This is a genomic window from Bacillus sp. FJAT-28004 (assembly GCF_001280845.1).
GTDB lineage: Bacteria > Bacillota > Bacilli > Paenibacillales > Paenibacillaceae > Pristimantibacillus.
Genome location: NZ_LGHP01000002.1, coordinates 1,153,353 through 1,174,470 on the forward strand (window position 1 = coordinate 1,153,353; position 21,118 = coordinate 1,174,470).

The 21,118-nt window shown below is 45.3% G+C and carries 19 protein-coding genes; 14 read left to right on the forward strand and 5 right to left on the reverse strand.

All coding sequences use genetic code 11. The annotated features are described in order from the left end of the window. Window positions 1–6 precede the first annotated feature (6 nt). The 3 genes from AC787_RS27110 (at window position 7) to AC787_RS27120 (ending at window position 1,927) form a co-directional block, all read left to right on the forward strand. Window positions 7–1,122: an aminopeptidase gene (locus tag AC787_RS27110; protein ID WP_054028046.1), complete on the forward strand. Its 1,116-nt coding sequence runs from the start codon at window positions 7–9 to the stop codon at window positions 1,120–1,122. Between the two features lie 138 nt (window positions 1,123–1,260). After that, a complete protein-coding gene (locus AC787_RS27115; protein WP_054028047.1) occupies window positions 1,261–1,503 on the forward strand; it encodes an HPr family phosphocarrier protein in 243 nt (80 codons plus the stop codon). A 136-nt stretch (window positions 1,504–1,639) separates the two neighbouring features. Next, window positions 1,640–1,927: a YlaN family protein gene (locus tag AC787_RS27120; protein WP_054028048.1), complete on the forward strand. Its 288-nt coding sequence runs from the start codon at window positions 1,640–1,642 to the stop codon at window positions 1,925–1,927. Between the two features lie 30 nt (window positions 1,928–1,957). Here the strand turns inward: AC787_RS27120 and cax are convergent, their stop codons facing one another. Continuing rightward, window positions 1,958–3,016, reverse strand: coding sequence for a calcium/proton exchanger (gene cax / locus AC787_RS27125; protein WP_054028049.1), 1,059 nt, complete (start codon window positions 3,014–3,016; stop codon window positions 1,958–1,960). A 384-nt stretch (window positions 3,017–3,400) separates the two neighbouring features. On the opposite strand from cax, the gene AC787_RS27130 reads away from it, so the two are divergent. Beyond that, the gene (locus AC787_RS27130; protein ID WP_054028050.1) at window positions 3,401–3,784 is read left to right on the forward strand and encodes an Asp23/Gls24 family envelope stress response protein; all 384 of its coding nucleotides are present in this window, start codon (window positions 3,401–3,403) and stop codon (window positions 3,782–3,784) included. 50 nt (window positions 3,785–3,834) lie between these two features. Here AC787_RS27130 and ftsW read toward each other — a convergent pair whose 3' ends face one another. Together ftsW and AC787_RS27140 are read right to left on the reverse strand one after the other, a co-directional pair. Further along, entirely contained in the window at window positions 3,835–4,983 is a 1,149-nt protein-coding gene (gene ftsW, locus AC787_RS27135) for a putative lipid II flippase FtsW (RefSeq protein WP_054028051.1), read from the reverse strand. A 10-nt stretch (window positions 4,984–4,993) separates the two neighbouring features. Continuing rightward, window positions 4,994–5,338 carry a YugN family protein gene (locus tag AC787_RS27140; protein ID WP_054028052.1) on the reverse strand — a complete coding sequence of 115 codons (345 nt, stop codon included), beginning with the start codon at window positions 5,336–5,338 and terminating at the stop codon, window positions 4,994–4,996. 350 nt (window positions 5,339–5,688) lie between these two features. On the opposite strand from AC787_RS27140, the gene AC787_RS27145 reads away from it, so the two are divergent. Further along, window positions 5,689–6,885 carry an amidohydrolase gene (locus AC787_RS27145; protein ID WP_414730999.1) on the forward strand — a complete coding sequence of 399 codons (1,197 nt, stop codon included), beginning with the start codon at window positions 5,689–5,691 and terminating at the stop codon, window positions 6,883–6,885. Window positions 6,886–6,952: 67 nt separating this feature from the next. Then, window positions 6,953–7,396 (forward strand): CBS domain-containing protein, encoded by a 444-nt coding sequence (locus AC787_RS27150; protein WP_054028053.1) that lies wholly within the window; start codon window positions 6,953–6,955, stop codon window positions 7,394–7,396. A gap of 54 nt (window positions 7,397–7,450) precedes the next feature. Here AC787_RS27150 and AC787_RS27155 read toward each other — a convergent pair whose 3' ends face one another. Beyond that, on the reverse strand, window positions 7,451–8,299 hold the full coding sequence (locus AC787_RS27155) for a thermonuclease family protein (RefSeq protein WP_054028054.1): 849 nt from the start codon (window positions 8,297–8,299) through the stop codon (window positions 7,451–7,453). A gap of 198 nt (window positions 8,300–8,497) precedes the next feature. Here AC787_RS27155 and AC787_RS27160 point away from each other — a divergent pair, with 198 nt between their 5' ends. The 7 genes from AC787_RS27160 (at window position 8,498) to AC787_RS27190 (ending at window position 15,802) form a co-directional block, all read left to right on the forward strand. Then, a complete protein-coding gene (locus tag AC787_RS27160) occupies window positions 8,498–10,198 on the forward strand; it encodes a DNA repair helicase XPB (RefSeq protein WP_054028055.1) in 1,701 nt (566 codons plus the stop codon). Next, on the forward strand, window positions 10,195–12,240 hold the full coding sequence (locus tag AC787_RS27165; protein WP_054028056.1) for a helicase-associated domain-containing protein: 2,046 nt from the start codon (window positions 10,195–10,197) through the stop codon (window positions 12,238–12,240). The genes AC787_RS27160 and AC787_RS27165 overlap by 4 nt, the downstream gene beginning before the upstream one ends. Before the next feature lie 70 nt (window positions 12,241–12,310). Continuing rightward, window positions 12,311–12,805, forward strand: a complete 495-nt coding sequence (locus AC787_RS27170; protein ID WP_054028057.1) for a YlbF family regulator — start codon at window positions 12,311–12,313, stop codon at window positions 12,803–12,805. 117 nt (window positions 12,806–12,922) lie between these two features. Further along, on the forward strand, window positions 12,923–13,186 hold the full coding sequence (locus tag AC787_RS27175; RefSeq protein WP_053375618.1) for a YlbG family protein: 264 nt from the start codon (window positions 12,923–12,925) through the stop codon (window positions 13,184–13,186). Window positions 13,187–13,476: 290 nt separating this feature from the next. Continuing rightward, window positions 13,477–13,902 carry a hypothetical protein gene (locus tag AC787_RS27180; protein WP_414731008.1) on the forward strand — a complete coding sequence of 142 codons (426 nt, stop codon included), beginning with the start codon at window positions 13,477–13,479 and terminating at the stop codon, window positions 13,900–13,902. A 131-nt stretch (window positions 13,903–14,033) separates the two neighbouring features. Further along, window positions 14,034–14,945, forward strand: a complete 912-nt coding sequence (locus tag AC787_RS27185; protein ID WP_054028059.1) for a selenium metabolism-associated LysR family transcriptional regulator — start codon at window positions 14,034–14,036, stop codon at window positions 14,943–14,945. Further along, window positions 14,936–15,802 carry a PHP domain-containing protein gene (locus tag AC787_RS27190; protein ID WP_054028060.1) on the forward strand — a complete coding sequence of 289 codons (867 nt, stop codon included), beginning with the start codon at window positions 14,936–14,938 and terminating at the stop codon, window positions 15,800–15,802. Before AC787_RS27185 ends, AC787_RS27190 begins: the two co-directional genes overlap by 10 nt. Before the next feature lie 530 nt (window positions 15,803–16,332). On the opposite strand, the gene AC787_RS27195 is transcribed toward AC787_RS27190, so the two are convergent. Beyond that, the gene (locus AC787_RS27195) at window positions 16,333–18,096 is read right to left on the reverse strand and encodes an NFACT family protein (protein ID WP_054028061.1); all 1,764 of its coding nucleotides are present in this window, start codon (window positions 18,094–18,096) and stop codon (window positions 16,333–16,335) included. A 179-nt stretch (window positions 18,097–18,275) separates the two neighbouring features. Between AC787_RS27195 and AC787_RS27200 the strand changes: the two genes are divergently transcribed. Then, entirely contained in the window at window positions 18,276–21,059 is a 2,784-nt protein-coding gene (locus tag AC787_RS27200) for a calcium-translocating P-type ATPase, SERCA-type (RefSeq protein ID WP_054028062.1), read from the forward strand. Window positions 21,060–21,118 lie beyond the last annotated feature (59 nt).

Consider the following 21,118-nt stretch of genomic DNA (forward strand, 5'->3'; position numbering starts at 1 on the left):
TTTTACATGCGTGATCCAAGATTGCAAAAGCTGGCACAAAATTTAGTCGAATATTCCATAGATGTTCAATCTGGAGAGAATGTGTTAATTGACATGGTTGGTTCAGAACGAGAGCTGACAAAATGTTTAATAGAAGAGGTTGCACGGCGGGGCGGCAGGCCGTTTGTAGAATCGAGCGATCGTTCCGTTCTTCGTACATTGCTTAAGCACGCAACTAAGGAGCAAATGGAGCTTTGGTCGTCGCTTGATTTGGAGCGAATGAAAAATATGCAGGGCTACATAGCCGTTCGCTCTGGAGATAATGTGAATGAATTTGCTGGAATTCCGGACGCGAATATGCGTCTATATGATCAACTATACAGAAATCCTGTACATTCGGAACAACGCGTGAAAAAAACAAAATGGGTTGTTTTGCGTTATCCAAGCCCATCCATGGCACAGTTAGCCAATATGAGTACGGAAGCCTTTGAGGACTTCTATTTTGATGTATGCAACTTGGATTATGCCAAAATGGACGCTGCGATGGATCCACTGCAGAAACTGATGAGTGAAACAGATCGCGTACGCATAGTATCCCCAGGCACAGATTTGAGCTTCTCGATTAAAAATATCGGAGCAAAAAAATGCTCTGGCCACCGGAATATTCCGGATGGAGAAGTTTTCTCAGCTCCAGTTCGCGATTCGGTGCAAGGCACAATTACTTACAATGCGCCTAGCGTTTATTCGGGGGTTACGTTCCAAAATATTTCGCTGACATTTGAAAACGGGAAAATCGTGAAGGCAGAAAGCAATGATACTGCGCGTTTGAACGAAATTTTAGACATGGATGAAGGCGCTCGTTATATAGGTGAATTTGCTATCGGATTTAATCCTCATATTTTGCATCCAATGAATGATATTTTGTTTGATGAGAAAATTGCTGGCAGTCTGCACTTCACGCCAGGTCAAGCCTATGAGGAAACGGATAATGGCAACCGGTCCGCTGTTCATTGGGATTTAGTCCTTATTCAACGTCCAGAATACGGCGGCGGCGAAATCTATTTTGATGATGTTCTCATTCGAAAAGATGGCGTATTCATCATTCCTGAGCTGGAAGGGTTAAATGCTGAAAACCTCAAATAAGCAATTACACTCGAATCGTATTCCCATGTAATAAATGGGAAATAAAGCGTTTTTCATTTTACCTCTTGCTGGATGCTTCTTTTCGGGTTATCATGGTGACAAAGGTAAGCTTTACTAATTTAACTGGAGGGATCTCCCATGTCCAACAACGCAGCAATCGTAGAAATTTCCCAAACGGCTAGCCAATTCACTTCGTCCATCGTTCTGCAAGCCGAGAGCAAATATATCGATGTAAAAAGCATTCTCGGACTTTTCACTACACTAGTAGGTGGACATGCGTATGAACTGCATGTACACGGACCTGATGCTGAGGAAGCAAAAGCAGCAATGGCTGATGTATTTGCCAAGCACAACCTAAATGTTAATGTTATTACGGATTAGTAGATCATATCTTTAATGAATAAGCGCCTCTTCATTTTTGAAGAGGCGCTTTTCTGTTTTGACCTTGTATAATCCCTCTATTTCGTCTAATATAGTGGTATAGAAGACGGCGGATACGCGCACAGGGGGGAAAACGATGTCTTCACCGGAAATCACGGTACAATTGCATGAGAAAGCGCTTCGTCTCCTTCAGGAAGATGCGAGTAAAATAGAAAAGCTAATCGAAGTTCAGATGGAAAACTTGACTACTCGTCAATGTCCACTATACGAAGAAGTGCTAGATACACAAATGTATGGATTCTCGCGAGAGGTTGACTTTGCTGTTCGCGCCGGACTCATTGCAGAGCTGGCGGGCAAGGAAATAGTGAGTAGATTAGAGCGGAATTTAGCTATGCTATACGAAGCATTGGAAAGAAAAGAGTAGCCTCCAATCGGAGACTACTCTTTTTTTTGTTTATACGAGGTAGAAAGCAATACCCAGAATGACATAAACCATAATAAGCAGTACACCTTCATACCAATTCGTACGCCCATCACGCGATACCGATTTTGCTATAAATACGGATACGCCGATTGCGGTTAATTCGATTGGTGTGAATACGATATCCATCGTGTTTCCGAATAATGTACTAACGAGAATGAGCACAGGAGCTACGAATAAAGCGATTTGCAAGCTGCTGCCGATTGCGATTTCAACAGCTGCGCCAATCTTATTTTTCATAGCCAACATAACAGCTGCGCTATGTTCTGCAGCATTACCGACAATAGCGATTACGAATGCCCCTATAAACAACTCAGATAGGCCAAATTTCTCGCTGAATGCATCAAGGGTATGTACAAGCCATTCACTCACAAAGGCCACCATAACGGTAGCTAGGAGGAGGAAGAAGATCGACTTCCTTTTGGACCAGGCTGGTTCTTCGCCATGATCTGCGTTCATGACTTCATCAGCGAGCATATCCTTGTGAGTGACCATTGAGAATACAAGCCACAAAATATAGGCTAAGATCAGAATGCCTGCAACCGCAAGACTTAGAAACTGATCCTTCTCGAACGAAAACTTCTCTGAGACAACGAATACGGCTGGCACGAAGAGACCAATGACAGCCATGATCATAAGCGTGGAGTTGTGATCAGCTAGTCTGCCGTTAAAGCTCTGCTCCTTATATTTCAACCCACCCAGCAATATGCTAAGACCCAAAACGAGTAATAGATTTCCGATAATAGCTCCCGTCAAACTCGCTTTTACCATATCGAATTGCTGTGCTTTGATCAAAAATATCGCGATGATGAGCTCAGCGGCATTTCCGAAGGTTGCATTTAGAAAGCCGCCCAGCCGTTGCCCCGCATAATGCGCGACACTCTCGGTAGCTTTACCAAGAAAGCCGGCCACAAAGATGATCGCGATGGCTGAAATGACAAATTGGACGGTGTTGTCCCAATGGGCGTAATGGCCGATTCCGCTTAGTACAAACATGATGATTAACCCTGAGAAAAACAACTTTTGATTCATAGCATTCACCTCTTCAAAAATTTGCTGAAAACCTGATAATACTATAGCGGAAATAAGCAATCATGTAAACTTTACCAGCAATGAGGTGCTTTCGATACATTTATCTGATACATGTAAAATAAAAGTAAGGGAATCAATTACAAAGACGAAAACGCGGAGCTAAAGGAAATTGTTATGCTTGCTAACATTAATATGTTTAAGGTTTACTCCTTTGTGACGACGGTGAATCAAAAACTAGCAAGCGCTAATGGTGGAAGAATTATCAATTTATAAATATTTAGTCCGAATAGCACCTTGTTCACAAAAGCTTTTAACACTCAGCTTTGCTGTGGTAATGTCCGTCTGCTATAATAAGCCTATATGGCAAAATGAGGAGTGAGTCAGATGACAGAAGAACTTCAAACGGGTCTTATTCGAATCTCTGATGATGTAGTTGCAACGATAGCTGGACTCGCAGCGCTTGAAACGCCAGGTATTGCGGCAATGTCGGGCGGAATTTCCGAAGGACTCGCCAAACGGCTGAGTGGAAAAAATGTGCAAAAAGGTGTGTCTGTTGAGGTAGGAACAACGGAAGCAGCCATTGATCTTCGTATTATTGTTCATTATGGCATTCCGATTCAAGAGGTTTGCCGTCAGCTGCAGCTGAATGTACGTGAATCTGTTGAGAACATGACAGGTCTGCACGTTGTTGAAGTGAATGTGAAGGTGGAGGGCGTTGCCTTCAAAGAGGAAGAGTTGGAAGAAGCCCAGCAGCAGCGATTGAAGTAAATAAAAAAGGGTGCCTCTTTTTTAAAAGAGGCACCCTTTTTTTGATTCAATTAGCGTTTTGTAGGTTCTACTCGATTTGCTTCTCTCGATATGCTTAGCAATACGCCGATAGACATCAGACAGAATAGCAGCGATGAGCCGCCGTAGCTTATGAACGGCAGTGTAACGCCTGTCAGTGGTATTGCAGCAGTAACGCCGCCAATGTTGACAAAAGCTTGAATGGCGATCAAGCCGACAATTCCAACACCGACAACCGTGCCGTAATGATCAGGGCAGCGAAGCGCAACGATGAGACCACGCCATAAGAATAATAAATAAAAGAGCAAGAAGAGGGTGCTGCCAATAAACCCTAATTCTTCACCAATGATTGCAAAAATAAAATCATTGTATGGATATTTCAAGTAGTGCAGCTTCTGGACGCTTTCACCGAATCCGGCACCGGTTAAACCGCCGTGACCAAAGGCTTGCAGCGACGACACGAGATGCCAACCTGTATCCTGTGAATCGCTAAGCGGATCTCTAAATACGGTAAGCCGATCAATACGGTATTTCCAAGGTTTTGGATTGATAGCCATCGAGATACTGAAAATGACGGTAAGAAAGACGCCGATAATCGTTCCCGACATAAATACCTGCTTTAAATTCGCACCACCTGCCAAAATCATGACCGTAGCACATGCAGCAAGCACTAAAGTGGAGCCAAGATCCGGCTGCATCATAATCAAGCCGCAAACGAAGCCGACGATAATGATAACAGGCAGCAGCCCTTTTTTGAAACTGCGAAAATTATCGCCCTTCTTCGTTATAAGAGCACCAAGATACAATATGATAGCAAGTTTAGCCGGCTCTGTCGGCTGTATGCCAAGTGACCCTATCCCGAACCAGCTATGTGCGCCATTGATCTCCTTACCAATAAAAGGAACGAGTACGAGCATTATAACTACAGGAATGAAAAAAAGCATGAAAAAGCGTTTAAATACCTGATAGCGCAAATTCATCATAAATAACATAACCATTATGCCAAGGCCAGCCCACATGAACTGGCGCTTGGTGAAATACATGGCATCATCTTCTGTTACGACTGCGACACTTGAGCTTGCGCTGAATACCATTACAAGCCCGAAGCCAACGAGCAGAAGAGTCAAAATGAGAAGCAGAAAGTCCGGTCTTCCACGGCTACCGTTCTGCGTGGCTTTCATGTCAGCACCGTTACACTAACAATTGTTTCAATTGCTGAAGTCTTTGTGTCGCCGTACTCATAATGGGCTGCGGGATCGGTGACTCATATTCAAGACCATGCGGGAATGTGGAGCGTCCAATGTAGACGGATTCAATAATAAGAACAGCATGAGGCGATTCAAGCTTGCCTTCAATAGCTCTTGTTGTAATTCTTAAATAATAATCGGAGCCGCTAGCGCGATCCTCAAGTTTCAAATCGTATGTAGCGCGATAATATTCCCATTGCCAACGGACAAAACCAACTTTTTCAGCAGATTCGTCTAAATGGTCTAGTTCGCTCTTAACACCGTTTAAGCCGGTATTTTCAATAATCATGGTAGTTCCTCCCAAAGGTTTTGTGAAGCAAAACTGACTTTACTAGCATATGCTTCCATTTCAAAAGACAGAGTTGTACATTCTTTTCTCATGATAGTATGTTTCCCCAGCAAGCGCAACCCTTACTCCCACCCCTTGTTGTGAACAAAAGTGACATTTTGAAGAAAACTAATAATCCGATCGATTTAGTGACGCATATGCTTCCTAATCAAGGCTTCCATCTGGTAAACTAAATGAAATGATTTCATTCGTTCGGAAGCATGTACTTTCGAGTAGAACTTTGTATAAATGAACAGAGAGCAAGCTTACAACACAATTTAGTTTTTCGAAAATGTTAGGAGGTTTGCGATTTGCAAACAGAGGATATTGTAGATCTACAACTTGAGCAGCTTTTTCCCAAAATGATTCGTTGGCGCAGACATCTTCATCAATATCCAGAGTTGTCGTTTCATGAACGCGTAACGTCAAGCTGGATTGCCAGCCAATTAAGTGAACTGGATATCGAGGTCCAGACAGGGGTTGGCGGACACGGATTAATTGCAACCATAAAAGGAGATCAGCCAGGCCCAGTCATCGCGCTGCGCGCAGACATCGATGCTCTTCCTATTCAAGATGAGAAAATCTGTGAATATGCGTCTAAGGTACCGAACGTTATGCACGCATGTGGTCATGATGCACATACATCTACGCTTTTAGCTATTGCATCTTATTATTCGGCGAATCGATCCACTATTTACGGCGAACGCAGGCTTTTGTTCCAGCCAGCCGAAGAGGTTACTCCTGGCGGAGCAGTTCCAATGATTAAGGATGGAGCGCTGGATGGGGTAGATGTTATTTATGGCGTACATTTGTGGACGCCGCTCGCTTATGGTGTCGTTTCGTCCAAACCAGGAGCATTTATGTCAGCTGCGGATGAATTCGTTATTGATATTATTGGACGTGGCGGTCATGGGGGATTGCCGCATCAAGCAATCGATGCGATTATGATCGGATCTACGCTTGTTCAATCTGTACAATCCATTGTGAGCCGCAATGTGAACCCCTTGCATCCGGCAGTTGTGACAATCGGCTCTTTCCAAGCGGGTACTACCAATAATGTCATTGCGGAGCGATGCAGGCTGAAAGGAACGGTCAGATCGTTTGACGAGCAGACGAGAATGATGATTCATGATCGGTTGGAGTCGCTTGTCACGCATGTCTGCCAAATGCATGGCGCCGAATTCGATTATCAGATGAGGATTGGTTATCCACCCGTTGTCAACGATGTAGCGGAAGCTGAACGATTCTTCAAAGTTGGCGAAAGGCTGTTTGGCGAAAGTGCGATTGTTCGGTCGGAAGCGATTACGGTGGCGGAGGATTTCTCGTATTATTTGGAAAAGGTGCCTGGCTGCTTTATATTTGTCGGTGCTGGCAATGATAGCTGCGGCGCGACTTATGCGCATCATCACCCGAAGTTTGACATTGACGAGAGGGCGATGCAGCGTGCAGCACGGCTTCTGATTGGTATGGCTGAGGATTATGCTGGCGGGACTGTTTTATCAGCTTAAAGACGGATGATTAGGTTCGAAAACGGATATGCTAAACCTCGAACTTATATCCGAGGAGGTATTCTAGTTGAAAACCATTAAACAAATCATGTCTACAGACTGTGTCACGGCGACGCTGCTTGACAATGTATATGAGCTTGCCTTGAAAATGAAGGAAAATGATATCGGCTTTATTCCAATAGTAGAAGGCAAGAAACTGGTTGGAGTAGTTACTGACCGTGATTTGGTCGTACGGGGATATGCGGAGAAGCGTCAGGGGTCAACGGCGGTCGCTGATGTCATGAGTACGGATGTGGATACAATAACTTCAGCCACATCTGCCGATGAGGCTGCCGAATTAATGGCTTCCAAACAGATACGAAGGCTTCCAGTAGTGGATGGTGGCGAGTTAGTCGGAGTTCTTGCAATTGGTGACCTGGCTGTTCGAGAAATATTTGTTGATGAAGCTGGAGCGGCGCTTAGTGCTATCTCGGAGCAAGAGGGTTCCGCAGCGTCTCCAACTTTTCATTAATATAAATAAGGCTGTCCAAGTGCGTTGTTATACGCGCCTGGACAGCCTTATTTGTTATTTATCCTCCCATACAGCTACTAATTCATTAAGTTCGTTATAGAGCTCTGCTGGGTCTGATTCTTTATTGTTCCAAATATTTGTTGCTCCCCATTGGAGCAGGTCGTCATCCGAAGATCGCACCTCATCTGCAGAGGAGATAATGACTTCCTGATGAGCGCCCAGAACATAAAGTCCAAACGGATACGTTTGATTACCACGTACGCTGACCAGCTTCCAGCCCTTCATATGAATCGCTTCATCTGTCGTATTCATTATGGTGACAAGCTCAGCTTGTTTGTCCACCTCAATCATTATGCCGCTTCGTGCCGCTTTTTTAACAGGGAAACTAGTGTGACTAATTTCGGCGTCGTTGCTCCATAAACCTTGCTTAGCTTGTTCGGCTTGTTGTTCCAGCTGTTTGTATGCGTTTTCCATCTTGACGTTTGGTTCAACAATGAGTACCTTAGCAAGACCTTCCTCAATGAGCGCCTCGTTTAATATTCGGCCGTCCTTCAGCTCGACAATCGCCAGCGTGCGATCGTAGCGATCTTTAAGCTCTTTGTCGAAGGTAAGTCTAACTTCTTGCGACTCCGTCAAAAGCTTCTCAGTAAAAGCAGAGGCTTCTGGTCCGAATGGCTCAACAGGGCTATCTTGTTTTTTGGTCTCCGGCGTATCTACATAAAGAAGCCGAATCGTCGTCTCACTAGAACCGGTTTTGATTTTGAAAGTATCACCATCTATAAATCCAGCTACCTGATACCATTGGTTGGTTTGTATAACGTTCGAAGAAAGCTCGGAAATGGCTGTACAGCCGGCAAGCGGCATGCAAATGAGCATGAGGAGAATGATTATAATTCTTTTCATAGATGTGGTACCTCCACCCCAATTTGCAGTCTATATAAAATCTACTTATTACTATAACACATTTTGCACATTAAAATCGCGCAGTTGTCCAGATAGTTCTAGCATAAAATAGTGTTAATTTCTTCATACTGTGAGGAAGAGCATGATTTAGGTCATTTTTTGTGGCTCAGGTTAGACAAACCTTGAAGGAGGAGAATGATGCAGGATCTAAATGAAAGGCCATTAATCGTACAATCGGATTTAATGGTTCTGCTTGATGAGCGCAAACCGCATGCACAGCAAGCTAGAGATAAGCTCGTTCTCTTCATGGACGCAATAAAAAGAGCAGGAGCTATCCATACTTATCGTATGACCCCCTTGACGCTCTGGAATGCAGCAGCTGCAGGTATTACGGAGGACGATATCGTTGGTTGGTTAACGGAATACAGCAGGTATGAACTGCCTTTCCAAGCGGAGGTTATGATTCGGAAGCTGATAAGCAGGTATGGCAAGCTATGGTTATCCACGGAATCGAATAGGTTGATTTTGCACGGAGAACAGGCGATTTTGGATGAGCTTTCAGAACATTCCACCGTTATGAGTTGGGTGAGAGTTCGATCGCATGCTGATTGGGAGCTTGACGAGGGCTGTAGAGGCGCCTTGAAGCAGGAGCTTACACGTCTTGGATATCCTGTCATCGATCTAGCAGGCTATCATGCTGGCGAGGAGCTTGAGGTAGAGCTGAGGGCGCATACACTGCGTAATCGAAGTTTTAAGTTAAGAGACTATCAGCAGGCTGCTGTCGAGCTTTTTTATAAGGAAGGCACGGTGCAAGGCGGAAGCGGAGTTATCGTACTTCCTTGCGGCGCTGGAAAAACAATTGTAGGTATTGCTGCATTGTCCCGTTTGGGAAGAGCAACGCTTATTCTCACGTCTAACTCAACCTCCGTTAAACAATGGAAGGACGAGCTGCTGGATAAAACGTCGCTGACTGATTCGGATGTGGGTGAATATTGCGGCACATTGAAGCAGGTCCGCCCTGTGACGATAGCGACTTACAATATTTTGACGCATCGAAGATCGAAAGAGGCTCCTTTTACGCATATGAAGCTTTTCTCCGAGCGGGATTGGGGGCTTATTATTTACGATGAAGTACATTTACTGCCAGCTCCAGTGTTTAGGATGACTGCGGATATACAAGCGACACGTAGATTAGGATTAACTGCCACACTCGTACGTGAGGATGGCTGCGCGGAAGATGTATATTCTTTAATCGGTCCGAAGCAATTTGACATGCAATGGAAGACAGCAGAGGCTAGTGCGCATATAGCTGCAGTATCCTGCACGGAGATAAGGGTTCCACTACATAAAAATATTGCGGCAATGTACGCACAGGCAACCGCGCGTTCTAAGCTCAGATTGGCAGCGGAAAACCCCGCCAAAATCCAGGTTGTAGAGCAGTTATTGCGGGAACATGCAGGCAAACCGACTCTAATCATCGGTCAGTATTTGCATCAGCTGCATGAATTGTCTGCCGAGATCGGCGCTCCCTTACTTACCGGAGAGGTGCCGCAGAAGGAGCGGCAGATGCTATACGACAGCTTTAAAGCAGGTGACATATCGGTGTTAATCGTATCGAAAGTGGCCAATTTCGCTGTGGATTTGCCTGACGCCTCCGTCGCCATTCAGCTATCCGGCAGCTTTGGCTCACGGCAAGAGGAGGCGCAGCGAATTGGGAGATTACTAAGGCCGAAAGCCGTCAATAATTGTGCATGGTTTTATACGATCGTAACAGATCAAACGAAAGAAACAGAATTTGCGATGAAAAGACAGCTTTTCATGCTGGAGCAAGGCTATCACTATGAGAGACTTAGCTTGCCGCATGATAATGTCAAGCTTGAGGAGGCCGCTGCTCTATGAAAATGAAACAGCTGCTAGGCAAGCTCTCCACTGAGCGCTTGGATTATATGATGCAAGGACCTCTATGGCAGAAGGCTGGTCAAAGAGGGCTAACATGGACCGAAGCAGCGGTAGATGATGAAACCATTAAGGAAGTCGCTGCAATGCTGTCACGGGATGCAGTAGTAGTATTAAGGGAAATGCTGCGCCACTTTGCAGCTGCGCCAGTAGACGGTGAACGGCTCCTTAGAGGGCTTCGAAAGAACACAAGTCTCTCCGGAGCGGAATGTCAGCTGGGACTTTCTGATCTTGAAGAAGCGGGTGTTTTATTCACGGTTCAAAAAGTATGGGGGGAGAGCCTGTATTTTTTGCCCGTAGAAAGTTTCGCTGGTTGGCAGAGGGTGTTATTCCCATACAAAGCAGAGCCATTGCCTGCCTATGTTCGGGAGATACTAATGGGTGGTGTCATGCGTACTTATTGCAGACCGCTAGGCAGGCAGCTGCTTTGTGCTTTTTCCATATTAGGGAGTAGCGGCTTGGTATTAACGGCAAACGGTACTCTTCCCAAAAAAACGATTACTAAGCTGCTGCAGGCTACAGATTTAGAGGAGTGCTGGCTTAAATCATTTGATATGAAATGGTCCCATTCTGACATTTATCCTGTGCAGATAGCTTTTGTACTGGAAGCTGGCTCTGCTTTCGGACTAATAACGGCAGTGGATGGAGCATTGAAATGGAATGAGGCGAAGCTTAGAGAGTGGCTTAACCTTGATGAGGCAGAGCGAGAGCATCAGTTAATGAACTGGTGTTTAACGCTGCTGCTTCCATCCGCAGGAGGAAGTGCACATTTGGCTGCCTCTTTGACGATCCAGCAGACAGGGGAATGGTATTCTAATCAGAGTGTGGAAGCTTGGCTGCAAGAGAATCGTTTATTCACTGATGATGGCATGGATCATAACCCAAATCGAACGTTTTCCGTTCATAGCTGGTATGGCTTATGGCACAACTTAGGCTGGATGGAACTTGTCGATTGCAAGCAATCAGATGGGACTGCGTTATTTTTCAGATGGAGATCGGCTGCTCCTTTGTCTGCGGAGAGACGGGAGAGGGTACTCGAAACGCTTGCTGTTGTTGCCGTTCAGCCAAATGGAGAGTTGATCGCACAACCAGAATGTCCCTTCTGGATGAGATGGGAACTGGAGCTGATTGCGGAACGCAAATCAGATGAGCAGGTTTCCGTTTATCGGCTTGAGGCTGCGTCGATTTCACGAGCGTTGGAGCAAGGAAGATCACGGACTTCCATACAGTCCTTTCTCGAGCAAGCATCTGGAGGAGATCGTTTGCCAACTACGGTGGAAGCACTATTGGAAGTATGGACGAGTCGTGCTTGCCGTGTTGAATTCGCAGAGGTTGCTTTACTGCGCTGCGATAGTGTAGAGATGGCGGACATCGTTGAAAATGATCGTAGCATTGCTCCTTTGCTGATCCAGAAGCTTGGTCAATTGGATTACATCGTTGATAAATCAAAAATAAGTGAGATAAGAGTATTATTGCAAAAGGCGGGATATCCTGCCCGCAAAATGGTTCAAACAAGTACAGATGATGATGCGCATTGTTATCCCTATATAAGCAATGAGAGTGATCAATCAAGCTCACTAGAACAGCAGCCTGAGAAGGAATCTAAAACACAGGTTCCATCATTTATTTATGAATCTTTTTCGCTCCATCATTATGAACTGAGTGATTTCGAGGCTAGGAAAAAGCTTTTATCGTTTTCAGAAGTGGAGCTGGTGCCAACGATGTGGACAAAGCAGCTGCGCGCCTATCACCACTCGACAAGAAAAGAGCTTATCGAAAAAGCTTTGCAATGGCAAACGCCTGTTCAGCTCTGCATGGAAAAAGAACTTCGTTCCTTTGTACCAGAGAAGCTGGAGCAGCAGGGTGATGGATGGGCTGTCGTTGGGCTTCTGCGTGATGACCCGCAGCGAGAGCTGATCAGGTTGACACCTGATATGTGGGCAGAGATGCGGTTAGTTATTCCAGGTCAAGGCAGCCCAATATAATCTCTATCTATTGGCTAATTAAATATGATATGATAGTGTAGAATTTAGCGAATGGGAATGAGGTGGATAAATGCCAACTGCTGAAGGTTTAACAGCTATTCAGTTGGAGCAACCGCAAGGCGGCGTTTCTTCTCTCGACATGGCGTCGTTGCTGCTTTGCGCCTATGATCTAGGTGATTCGATTAATCAATCGGCGGAAGTTGCCGAATATTTATATTGGAAGTCGACAGTGAATGAAGACGAAGAAGTGAAGCAAATAACCAAACGGTTCGAGAAAGCGAAGGTACTGTTTGAAGAATGCCAACGATTCGGACGCTTTCATCCTGACTATAACGAAGCGAAAGACAAAATGAAGCAAATCGAACGGGAACTAAGCGAAATTGAAAGCGTTCGCCGCTTCAAGCTTGCTGAGCAGATTGTCGATGAAATGCTTTATGATGTATCCCGCACGATAGCGGAGTCCGTTTCGGACAATATTAAAGTGCCTGGCAATGAAAAAGCTGCCGGCGGTGGAAGTTGCGGAAGCGGCGGTTCATGCAGCTGTGGAAGCGGCGGTTGTGGCTAATTAGATGCCATAAAAGTGAATTAGAATGAATTATTCACTTAGATTTGTTGCACAAACCAACCTAAGTGAGTGCTTACGAAGTGAGGTTTGCTACGCAAACTTTTGAGGAGGGAAAAGATGCTACCGGATCGAACAGGTTATATCGTATGGGTAAGTGATTTGAAAGCGGCAAGGTCACTGGAGAGGTTCGGGACGGTTCATTATATGTCGCGGAAGATGCATTACGTAGTGATGTATATGAATGCGGAACGCTCTGAAGAGGCTGTGCGGCAGATGGGGAAGCTTTCGTACGTACGGAAGATTGAACGTTCGTATCGAAATGAGATCAAGACGGAGTACAGTAAAGACAGCGAAGATAAAACGAGATTTTACAGTTTATAGCTGCATTGTTGAGTGGGATCGTTAATTGATGGCGACTCTTTCAGGCAGCTTAACTCGTATGATAAACGAAGTATTGGTGAATATTTCAAAACAAGCATAAAAAGACGCTTCTCAGTGTCGAGTAACACTGGGAAACGTCTTTTTTTTATTACTATAACTAAAAATTTACATATATGGTCGGACTTTAATTTTTTGTTGAAATATCGGACAATCGTGATAGAATGGAATTAAATTCATAGTATAAAAGCCCTGGTTCTTTGGAAGGAGTAGGTTGCGAAGTGAAAGATAGAATGACTAGAAGATGGAACACATATGAGTCGTTTTATATTGATCTCGGTGACAAAAAAGTAGCGGATATCGTTATTACAAACCATGCCAAAAGTCGTTGGCTTGACCGGGTTGAAAGCGAGAAAACCGGTTATGAAGATATAGCTGAATATTTATGGGAATGCTTGAAAGAAGACCGCATCGAGCCTTACTACCGCAATGAACAGGATGTTTATTTAATTGACGATGATCTCGTGTTTGTTGCCGAATTTGCGGATTCAATGACAGAAATGGATATTACGGGAACTCCGCTACATAAAATGATCATAGTAACCTTCCTTGGTCGAATGTCAGAAACGATTGAGCTAAGGGACTTAAAGTCCTATTACTCGTGGCTTCGTCATTCACGGCGCATGACGCTTGTCAAAAGCAGTAGAAAGCGAAAATGAGACTTTATAACTATATAAAGAAGAGTGGAGCGTCCAATCCTAAAACAGATTGCACGCTTTTTTTGTTGGTGTTGTAAGATTCTGTACAAGGTTTATAGTATAATAAGCACCAGAAGAAAGGATGATTGAACTTGGCGCTTAATTTTCATCAACTGCACATTTTTTGCACGGTTGCGGAACGTGGCAGTTTTTCAGCTGCAGCGCAATCTTTACATATGACTCAGCCTGCCGTAACGATGCAAGTGCAGTCACTAGAGGATTATTTTGGCACGAAGCTGCTCCAGCGCTCAACGAAACGAATCGAGCTTACGGAAGCTGGAAGGGCTCTTATGCCGTACGCGCAGAGGAGCATCGATCTTATTCGTGATACAGATCAGGCAATGTCTGCTTTCACGAAGCAGTTGAAGGGAAGATTGCAGCTCGGGTCGAGCTTAACGATAGGTGAATACATTTTACCGCGCTTGCTGGGTCCGTTTGGACAGGAGTATCCGCATATATCGATTAGTATGAAAGTCATGAATACATCGCAAATCATGGAAGATATTTTAAACCACCAGCTTAATTTTGGTTTAATTGAGGCACCAGTTAATCATCCCGATATGCATATGGAGGCGGTAATGAACGATGAGCTTAGGTTGATCGTATCGCAATCGCATCCATTAGCTGATCGAGAATCGGTTACACTGGAAGAAGCTATGGAATATCCTTTCGTTTTGCGTGAGCAAGGCTCCGGGACAAGGCTTGTCATGGAGGAGCAGTTGAGAAAGAAAAATATAGATCCTGCATCGATGAAGATCATAATGGAGCTGGGCAGCACAGGAGCTGTAAAGTCTGCAGTTGAAGCGGGTCTTGGGATATCCTTTATCTCATCATCATCTGTAAAACATGAGGTAGCACTGGATTTAATTCGGATGATTAAAGTTTCTGATTCCAAGTTTCAACGTCAGTTTTATTCGATTTATTTAAAATCAGCTATATTGCCGATATCGGCTGTTACATTTCTAAGCTTTTTGAGAGAGAGGGATTTGCAGCAATGGCTCTAATTAACGGACTTGCTGATTTGCATACGCACACGACTGCTTCGGATGGCATGCAAAGCCCTGCCGATAATGTTCGGCTAGCCAAAGAGGTGGGTCTAGCAGCGATTGCTATCACAGATCACGATACGGTGGCTGGTGTAACAGAAGCATTGCTTGAAGGCGAGCGATTAAACATTACGGTTGTTCCTGGTGTTGAGGTGAGCACGGTAGCAGACGGAACGGATATTCATATTCTCGGTTATTACACGAATAATGATGACGAGAAGTGGTTATCACGTCTTTCAAGTTTGCGGGGACTAAGAGATCAACGGAATGAAATGATCTTAAATAAATTAAGTGAGCTTGGTATCACGCTGTCGATGGAGGAAGTTATCGCTGCTGCTCACGGTGAAAGTACGAAGGAGGAGCTGCAGGCAGCTGAAGTTAGTATCGGTCGTCCTCATATTGCTGCGGCACTTATCCGCAAAGGTGTCGTTTTGAATATGAAAGAAGCATTTGATCGTTTTTTGGCTGCCGGCGCAGCGGCTTATGTCAACATTCCGAGACTGACCCCGTTTGAGGCTATTGATTGGATACGAGAAGCTGGAGGCACAAGTGTTATCGCGCATCCTGGTTTATATAACAATGATTCTTTAGTTGAAGAATTGATACGTTATGGCGTTCAGGGCATTGAAGTGTTCCATTCGGATCACGGGCCAGAAGAAGAGCTAAGGTATGGGCAGCTTGCAGCGAACTCCCAGTTGATCGTCACAGGCGGCTCGGATTTCCATGGATCGCGTCAAGGTGTTGTATTTCATGGTGAGGTGGGCAGCCGTACCGTAAATGCTAGTGTTTTGCGACAGCTGCAGCGTTCAGAGTAGAGAGCTTAAATTTAAATTTCGTACCAATAGGCATAAAAAGAAGCAATCTTATGGGCTTAAAACCTTTAGATCGCTTCTTTTTGCGTTTGCGGACGTTTTTTTGAGGATGGTAAATGACTTCATAGATATTCGTTTTTATCGAACATACTTGGTGTTATGGAATAACCAATATGAAAGGGAAACTCCAAAATCGAATGATCGTGCAAGCTAATTCTATCTTGCGTTGCAGAAACTACAACAGAATCCTGACATGATACATGGAAAGTGAGGTTACATTGTTAAACTGCAACAAAACGGCCAAAGGTGTAACTAGCCAGTTGAAAATGGTGATTTCTGCTGGAAAAACTGCAACGCAGCTGCTTGGGCCACTTTCATATGTGGATTCTACTGCATAAATTGCAGTCTAAGTGTTGGCAGCGGCTACACTAAGAATTCAACAAAGTAAAGTTGCATACATCTCCTCCGCCATATTTACATCATTGTAATGTTGCAAGCAGCAGAGGAGACTGTAGTAGCCGCACAGATGCTGTCTATTTCAACTGGCATGCCAGCGATTTGATACGTCGCTCGTCCGGTGTAATAAACAACGTTTTCTGATTGTCATAGATGACAAAACCAGGTTTTGCGCCGCTTGGTTTGCGTACATGCCGTATGGTTGTATAGTCAACTGGAATCGAGCTGGAGTCGCGAGCCTGACTATAATGTGCAGAGAGCATGGCAGCTTCTTCGAGCGTTGCATTACCAAAGTCTCCCCCTTTTATGACGACATGCGAACCTGGGATATCCTTCGTATGAAGCCACGTATCGGAAGGTGATGCAAGACGGTTCGTTAAATATTCGTTTTGTGTATTGTTTTTGCCAACGTACATCGTTACACCCTCTGAGGAGGTGTAGCATAGCAGAGTTGGCTTAAGTGCTTTTTTCTTCTTTGGTCCGCGTCTGCCGCGTTCCTTCATATAGCCCTGTTCCACGAGTTCATCACGAATTTCGCCAATATCGCCAAGTGAGGCGTTATCCACCTGCTGCAGCAGCGTTTCAAAATATTGAATTTCGTTGCGAGCCAGCTCCATTTGTTCTGCTACGATGGATAGACTGTTTTTGTGCTTCGTGTAACGCCGGAAATAACGCTGCGCGTTGTCAGAAGGAGTAAGATGCGGGTCAAGATCAATCTTTACCACTGCTTGCTCCTCGTCATAGAAGTTGATGAGCTCAATTGTAGTGTCGCCACGCTTCATTTGATGCATATAAGCGGTAAGAAGCTCGCCGAGCACCCTATATTTCTCAGCATCCTTCGCTTCTACAAGCGTATCCTCAAGCTTTTTGATTTTTGTAATGTTTTTTGCTTTTTCATTTTGAACGAATCGGATGAGATCAGCAGCACGCTGCTTAACGGTATCTCGTTCGGCCTTGTTGCCGTAGAACCCTTCTAGGCATGCACTAATGTCTGGGAATACTGTTTCTTCTCCATCGATATGTGTAAGCTCTGTGACTGAGAAAAATGATTTGCCGGTATCTAAATTTGTTTTAATAGTTGGCTTATAGTTGTCCTGACCTACTTGTTCCATAAAGCTTGAGAAGCTGTTCCAAACAGCAGCTAGGCTTTGCTCAGATCCTTCTTCAGCATCCGGAAGTGAACCTGCTTGCGCCCGATGAACAAGCTCCTTGGCGAGCAAAGGGCTAAAGCCGCTTAGCTTGTCAACAAGCCTCTTATAAAGAGGTGCTGTTTCATCCGTGTCGCTAAGTACGTCCAAAAACTGCTGCTCGTTTACAATCGTTAGCGGATCCATCTTGCCTTGCTCTGGCGGAGAGGTGTAGCTGCTGCCGGGCAATACGATACGGTGACTGCTTATCGCTGGCGTAACATGATGAATACCATCGTGAATGATGCCAGTTGAAGGATCCATCAAAATAATGTTGCTGTGACGCCCCATAATTTCCACAACAATCGTTTTATTCGATAAATCTCCAAGCTCGTCCCGATGTTTGACCTCGATATGAATGATACGCTCACGCCCAACTTGACGAACGGACTCTATCGTTCCGCTTTCGCAATGCTTGCGAAGCAGCATGCAAAACATAGGCGCTTCCATAGGGTTGACGTACGTACCGGTAGTCCAGTGCACCCTTGGGTAGGTCGGGTTGGCAGACAAGAGCAATTTGCCCTGCATGCCAGCTCCGCGAATGCTAAAAACCAGCTCATGATTGGTAGGTTGGTGGATCTTATGTATACGCGCTCCGACACAGCGCTGTAGGTCATGCGTGATTGCATGGGTGACGATGCCGTCTAATGCCATGATCTTTGTTCCTCGCTTCCTTTGTAAGTCTTTCTCTATCATGCCATAGTTGAGCCAAAAACTTAAGTCTTTTATGGGATATTTTAAGGGCTGTCCGAATACATTTACCCTATAAAGGCTGTCCGAAGGGCCGACATCTTAGCTGCTTGGCTCGGCATATTATAGGAGGGAGTTATACCATGGAACAAATGAAATGGCATCAAATGGGGACGATTGAGCTGATTGACGCATTACTCAGCTCCCCAGATCAAGGGCTGACTACGTCGGCTGCAGCACAACGTCTAGAAGAAAATGGGAAAAATGAATTGTCTGAGGGCAAGCGTGTCTCGCCGATTTTGTTGTTCCTTAATCAATTTAAGGATTTTATGGTACTCGTTCTAATGGGCGCAACTTTAATTTCAGGTTTACTTGGTGAATATCTAGATGCAATAACGATTGTTGCGATCATTGCTCTAAACGCCGTACTAGGATTCGTTCAGGAATTTCGTTCCGAACGCTCACTGCGGGCGCTTAAGGAATTATCCGCCCCAACAGCCAAGGTTATTCGCGGAGGGGAACTATTGACCATCCCAGCGAAAGAACTTGTGGCAGGCGATCTTATTTATTTGGAAAGCGGAGACCGGATTCCGGCCGATGTGCGGCTGCTTGAAGCAAACAGCTGTTATGTGGAGGAGTCGGCTTTGACGGGCGAATCTGTACCTGTTGGTAAACATGCTGCAACGATCGCAGAGGATGACTTGCCTTTGGGTGATCAGCGCAACATGGGCTTCATGGGCACGATGCTCACAAGGGGGACTGCTCGCGCTGTTGTTATTCGTACGGGCATGGATACAGAAATGGGTAAAATTGCAGATCTGATCCAGCAGACTGAATCGATGGAAACGCCGCTGCAGCATCGTTTAGAGCAATTAGGCAAAATATTAATTGTTGTGGCGATAGGTCTGACAATTATGGTTGTTATTGCAGGGATATTGCATGGCCAACCACCGTATGGCATGTTCCTTGCAGGTGTTAGCTTGGCAGTAGCCGCCATTCCAGAGGGGTTGCCAGCGATCGTGACCATCGCCCTAGCTCTTGGAGTACAGCGGATGATTAAACGCAAAGCAATCGTTCGCAAGCTGCCATCGGTTGAAACTCTTGGCTGTGCGTCGGTAATATGCTCGGACAAAACAGGGACGCTGACGCAAAACAAAATGACTGTTACTCATGTATGGATCGGCGGTAGACAGCTTGAAGTAAGCGGCGAGGGGTACGTTCCAACCGGCGCAATTTATGAAGCTGGCAATGCACTTGATATTAAGCATGATCTGTCTATCAAACGTCTCCTCCAAGTAAGTGCCTTGTGCAATAACGCACAACTATCAAAAGTGGAAGCGGTAGAAACGGGCAAGCGCAGAAACAAGGAGTTGCAAGAAGAGTGGGTACTTAAGGGGGATCCGACTGAGGGCGCGCTTGCAGTTCTTTCGGCTAAGCTTGGTTCCTCTGCCAAATCATTGGAACATCTTTATAAACGAGAGAAGGAATTTCCGTTTGACTCGGAGCGTAAACGGATGTCAGTTGTTGTCTCGCATCAAGGCGGACGCCTTATTTGCACCAAAGGAGCTCCTGATTTGCTGATGGATCATTGCTCCTATGTACTGTGGGAAGGCAAGGTCGTTCCATTCACAGCGACGCTGAAGCGCAAATGCGCTGAGGCGGGCGAGCATATGGCGCAGTCAGCGCTTCGCGTGCTGGGTCTTGCTTACCGTGATTTGCGCGCAGCTGACGCTTGTGAAACGGAAGAAGATGTGGAAAGCCAGCTTGTATTCGTAGGTTTGACCGGAATGATCGATCCGCCTCGTCGTGAGGTGAAAGAAGCGATTACGAACTGCAGACGTGCGGGAATTAAGACGGTTATGATTACCGGAGATCATCAGCTGACAGCAGAAGCGATTGCAGGTCAACTAGGCATTATGCCGCGCGGCGGCATCGCAATGAGCGGCAGACAGCTGGAAGAGATGTCCGATGAACAGCTTGACCGTCTCGTAGACAATATATATGTATACGCGCGTGTTTCCCCTGAGCATAAATTACGTATCGTCAAGGCACTGCAGCGCCAAGGTCATGTCGTAGCGATGACAGGTGACGGCGTAAATGATGCTCCAGCGATAAAAGCAGCAGATATCGGAATTTCTATGGGTATAACTGGGACTGACGTATCGAAGGAAGCGTCTGCACTAGTCCTGAGTGATGACAACTTCTCAACGATCGTAGCTGCAATTGAAGAAGGAAGAGGAATTTACGAAAATATTCGTAAGTTCATCCGTTATTTATTAGCTTCCAACGTTGGAGAAATACTTGTTATGTTTCTTGCGATGATGGCGGGATTGCCGCTTCCGCTCGTTCCGATTCAAATTTTGTGGGTCAATCTTGTCACGGACGGTCTGCCTGCAATGGCGCTTGGTGTAGATCAGGCGGAAAAGGATTTAATGCAGCAAAAACCTCGTTCGGCAAAGGAGAGCATCTTCTCCCGCAGGCTTGGTTGGAAAATTATAAGTCGAGGCATTTTGATAGGTGTATGTACGCTTGGCGCTTTCTGGATTACGCTTCAGGACGGTCCAAGCAATGCAGCGCATCTAATGAAGGCTCAGACGGTAGCTTTCGCTACCCTCGTTATGGCACAGCTCATCCATGTTTTTGACTGCAGAAGCTCTCGCTCTATTTTTCACCGTAATCCGTTCCAAAATAAATATTTGGTGCTTGCCGTAATATCTTCGCTTGTGTTGATGATCGGTGTGCTTTATATCGATGCCTTGCAGCCAATCTTCAAAACCGTTCCACTTAACTTCCGTGAATGGTGTCTAGTATTCGTAGCAGCGGGAATTCCTACTTTCTTAATGGGAATTGGCAGCGTATTCGGTACGTCCAAGAAAAATAAAGGTAAAACGAAATGGCCGTTAGGGCCTCAAACCGCGGCAAGATAACGAAAAAATACAAATCATGATACAAATTATGAATAGCCTTTCTCCTTGCTTTGAGGTAT

What these genes read in the sequence shown, in the direction of transcription:
- AC787_RS27110 (WP_054028046.1), top strand. Translation starts at nt 7, where the DNA reads ATGCGTGATCCAAGATTGCAAAAGCTGGCACAAAATTTAGTCGAATAT.
- AC787_RS27115 (WP_054028047.1), top strand. Translation starts at nt 1,261, where the DNA reads ATGTCCAACAACGCAGCAATCGTAGAAATTTCCCAAACGGCTAGCCAA.
- AC787_RS27120 (WP_054028048.1), top strand. Translation starts at nt 1,640, where the DNA reads ATGTCTTCACCGGAAATCACGGTACAATTGCATGAGAAAGCGCTTCGT.
- cax (WP_054028049.1), bottom strand. Translation starts at nt 3,016, where the DNA reads ATGAATCAAAAGTTGTTTTTCTCAGGGTTAATCATCATGTTTGTACTA.
- AC787_RS27130 (WP_054028050.1), top strand. Translation starts at nt 3,401, where the DNA reads ATGACAGAAGAACTTCAAACGGGTCTTATTCGAATCTCTGATGATGTA.
- ftsW (WP_054028051.1), bottom strand. Translation starts at nt 4,983, where the DNA reads ATGAAAGCCACGCAGAACGGTAGCCGTGGAAGACCGGACTTTCTGCTT.
- AC787_RS27140 (WP_054028052.1), bottom strand. Translation starts at nt 5,338, where the DNA reads ATGATTATTGAAAATACCGGCTTAAACGGTGTTAAGAGCGAACTAGAC.
- AC787_RS27155 (WP_054028054.1), bottom strand. Translation starts at nt 8,299, where the DNA reads ATGAAAAGAATTATAATCATTCTCCTCATGCTCATTTGCATGCCGCTT.
- AC787_RS27160 (WP_054028055.1), top strand. Translation starts at nt 8,498, where the DNA reads ATGCAGGATCTAAATGAAAGGCCATTAATCGTACAATCGGATTTAATG.
- AC787_RS27165 (WP_054028056.1), top strand. Translation starts at nt 10,195, where the DNA reads ATGAAAATGAAACAGCTGCTAGGCAAGCTCTCCACTGAGCGCTTGGAT.
- AC787_RS27170 (WP_054028057.1), top strand. Translation starts at nt 12,311, where the DNA reads ATGCCAACTGCTGAAGGTTTAACAGCTATTCAGTTGGAGCAACCGCAA.
- AC787_RS27175 (WP_053375618.1), top strand. Translation starts at nt 12,923, where the DNA reads ATGCTACCGGATCGAACAGGTTATATCGTATGGGTAAGTGATTTGAAA.
- AC787_RS27180 (WP_414731008.1), top strand. Translation starts at nt 13,477, where the DNA reads ATGACTAGAAGATGGAACACATATGAGTCGTTTTATATTGATCTCGGT.
- AC787_RS27190 (WP_054028060.1), top strand. Translation starts at nt 14,936, where the DNA reads ATGGCTCTAATTAACGGACTTGCTGATTTGCATACGCACACGACTGCT.
- AC787_RS27195 (WP_054028061.1), bottom strand. Translation starts at nt 18,096, where the DNA reads ATGGCATTAGACGGCATCGTCACCCATGCAATCACGCATGACCTACAG.
- AC787_RS27200 (WP_054028062.1), top strand. Translation starts at nt 18,276, where the DNA reads ATGGAACAAATGAAATGGCATCAAATGGGGACGATTGAGCTGATTGAC.